This is a genomic window from Coleofasciculus sp. LEGE 07092, assembly GCF_015207375.1.
Classification (GTDB): domain Bacteria; phylum Cyanobacteriota; class Cyanobacteriia; order Cyanobacteriales; family Coleofasciculaceae; genus LEGE-07092.
Genome location: NZ_JADEWY010000257.1, coordinates 1 through 2775, shown reverse-complemented (window position 1 = coordinate 2775; position 2775 = coordinate 1). Strand labels below are relative to the sequence as shown.

The following is a 2775-nucleotide window of genomic DNA, read 5'->3' as shown; positions in this document are numbered from 1 at the left end:
ACAGCCCAGCTCCCCATCTCCCCATCCCTAATCCGGCATTTCTGGAGACTCGGTAGATGGCGTGGCATCTTTAGGTACTGTATTGGATGGTTTTGATGCCGCGTGTGGTTTTTTCGAGAGCGATTCCCACCAGGAAATGCGGCTGGGAATGGGAGTACGAGAGGGTTGCAGTCCCTGAAGTACTTCCGATAACTGCAACGCTTCCAAGGGTCTGGCTTCCCTCAGCTTATGCCAGACGGAACGAGACATCAGTAGGGTATGCTCAATTCGTTGAGCGCCTAGTTGCTCTAAATATTCTTCCCGTTCGGGTTGATAGTCAGCGGAGGCAAGCTGTAGGGATTGCTCGGGGCACTCCCGGACAATCCGTGCCATTTGAGCCAACAACTCCGGGTATAAGCAGGTGTAAGCCGGATGAACGGTTAGTTGAGCTTCATGGGCACAGCTACCATCACGGGATAGCTTTAGCCGAAAATAACCAATTGCAGCTTTCCGCTGGGGTTCAAAGACATAGGCACTAACTGCTTCAGTCTGACTGAACCACTGCTTTAGGTTAGAGAGCAGCGCACTTAGGACATCTACTTTAAAGTCTTGGATGTGACGGTCAAAAACCTGGCGCACCAGAGGAGGCATTGAAGCAGTATCGAGCTGATAAAGGAGTTGGGCATCGGCATTGCTCACCGGCAACAAGTTGGGTAAATCGGGTTCGTGATCGGCTAGGTTTTCTAATTGTTGGGGAGCGATAGCCCAGTAGGTTAGTTGGGCTAGGGGCTGAAATCCGTTTTGCCGATAAAGTGCCACCGTCGTTTTGTGATGAATATTAACCTCTAGCAACCAAGTTCGCGCTTCCCAAATAGTCTCGAAGCAATGGCGCAACAGCCCAGAGCCAATTTCGAGTTTCGCTGATGCGTTTCTTTGGGTAGGAGCATCTGAGGCAACTAACACCCGCTCTACCCGCCAAGTACTGCGGGTGCGATTGAACGGTGAAACCTTGATTAGCCCATAAATCCGCTGCATGGCTTCAGACACATAGACACAGAAGTCGTACTGACACGGATTGGGAAACCAACTCAAAAACATCAGCAGCCCATACCAGCGGCGAACTTGCTGTAACTTACGAATCAAGCTTAGTGAGCAACTGTTACTATCTACATCAGTGACCTGTGTAGTAAGCTGTTCGATTGCTTCTAAATCCCTATATTGAATAGGGCGAATTACGCTCTTCGCATTTTCCGGGAGAGGTGAAGTCATTTTGGGTACAGATGCCATGAAGCCGATAGCGAACGCAACAAGCCTCACCTGTGCTGCAACAAGCTGTGGCAAAAGGAGAGGTTACTGCCAATATATTAACGATTTTCTCACTTTTCCACTTTGAGCGTTTTTGCAGCTTGGTTGCCAGGAATCCGATTCTTTGACTGGGGATGGTGGTTTTTGCGGTAAATCCTTGGGTTTCGCTATCCTTGTATACCTGGATATTGCGCCTATTCTCGTCGGTTATTGACAATCGAGAATATAACTCACCGAATAGGGGCATTCCAGACTTGCTCTGGGTTTTTTTTATAAACATTTGTAAACTGATTAACATCTAAGCGATGTTTGCCAGCTTACACGAGCGTCCTTGCCGCATTCAAAGGAACGCCGCTTCACCCCGAACAAGCTGGGGCTTTCACCATGTATAGGAGTTTCTGATGAAGCAACTTGTCAATATCGAACGCTTTTTTCTTATCGGTCATATCTTGGCTATGGCTTTTGGACTAGCAGGACTGCTTATTGTCTTACCCCACCCAGAACTGATTGCGAGTCTATCACCTCTGGGACAAACCTTGTTCCAGTGGTCAATGTCTGGAGGTGGAGTCGTCTACATTATTTTGGGTGCAGTAGCCGTAGCCATTTATGCTTACCGAACTCTGGGACTATGGCAATGGCTGACATTCATGGTGCCTGCCGTCTTGCTCTCGTTGGGTAGTGAATTACTGGGAACCAGTACGGGTTTTCCCTTCGGACATTACGGCTACCTAAGTGGCTTGGGCTACAAAGTCGCCGATCTTGTGCCGTTTACGATTCCTCTGTCCTGGTTTTATCTGGGATTAGTGTCCTATCTTATTGCTCGTGTGGGTTTGGAGGCTAGGGTTAAACCTGCTAAACCCATTAGCTGGCTACGTCACCTGGGTGCGATCGCTATTGGAGCCATTCTCCTCACCTCCTGGGACTTTGTTCTTGATCCCGCGATGAGTCAAGCCAACGTACCGTTCTGGTTATGGTATCAACCGGGGGCATTTTTTGGGATGCCCTATCAGAATTTTGCAGGTTGGCTGGGAACTGGTGCTTTATTTATGACCGTAGCCGCTCTATTTTGGAAAAAAACGCCCGTAAGTTTATCTAGAAAAGAATTGGGATTGCCTCTAGCAATTTACCTGAGTAACTTTGTCTTTGCTACTGTCATGAGTATCGGTGCTGGCATTTGGACTCCAGTGGGGCTGGGTATTTTACTGGGTGTTGCCCCTGCTGTAGGGCTGTGGTGGATGGCTGCATCTGCATCAACACCAACAGCACCCGATCAACTGGAAAATTCTGCCACCACTCGCAGCTCTACTACGACAGTGCCTGCGGCACCTGTGGGAGTTCTGCCTAAATAGGTTTTTTAGTTCATAGTTCAAGGTTCAGGGTTCGTAGCCAATAGTTATGAACCCTGGACAATGAGCGTTCTGCATAGGATAACGATGTTTTTCGGCTTAACTGTAGCATTATTACTTCTCCAAATACCCGCAACCTTTCTCC

3 protein-coding genes are annotated in these 2775 nt (G+C 48.5%); 1 reads left to right on the top strand and 2 read right to left on the bottom strand.

Going from position 1 to position 2775, the window contains the following annotated elements; translation table 11 throughout:
- Window positions 1–27: 27 nt before the first annotated feature.
- On the bottom strand, window positions 28–1248 hold the full coding sequence (locus IQ257_RS29295; protein ID WP_193882575.1) for a GNAT family N-acetyltransferase: 1221 nt from the start codon (window positions 1246–1248) through the stop codon (window positions 28–30).
- Entirely contained in the window at window positions 1193–1564 is a 372-nt protein-coding gene (locus tag IQ257_RS29290; protein WP_193882572.1) for a hypothetical protein, read from the bottom strand. Before IQ257_RS29290 ends, IQ257_RS29295 begins: the two co-directional genes overlap by 56 nt.
- 121 nt (window positions 1565–1685) lie before the next feature.
- Here IQ257_RS29290 and cruF point away from each other — a divergent pair, with 121 nt between their 5' ends.
- Window positions 1686–2633 carry a gamma-carotene 1'-hydroxylase CruF gene (gene cruF, locus IQ257_RS29285; protein WP_193882569.1) on the top strand — a complete coding sequence of 316 codons (948 nt, stop codon included), beginning with the start codon at window positions 1686–1688 and terminating at the stop codon, window positions 2631–2633.
- Window positions 2634–2775 lie beyond the last annotated feature (142 nt).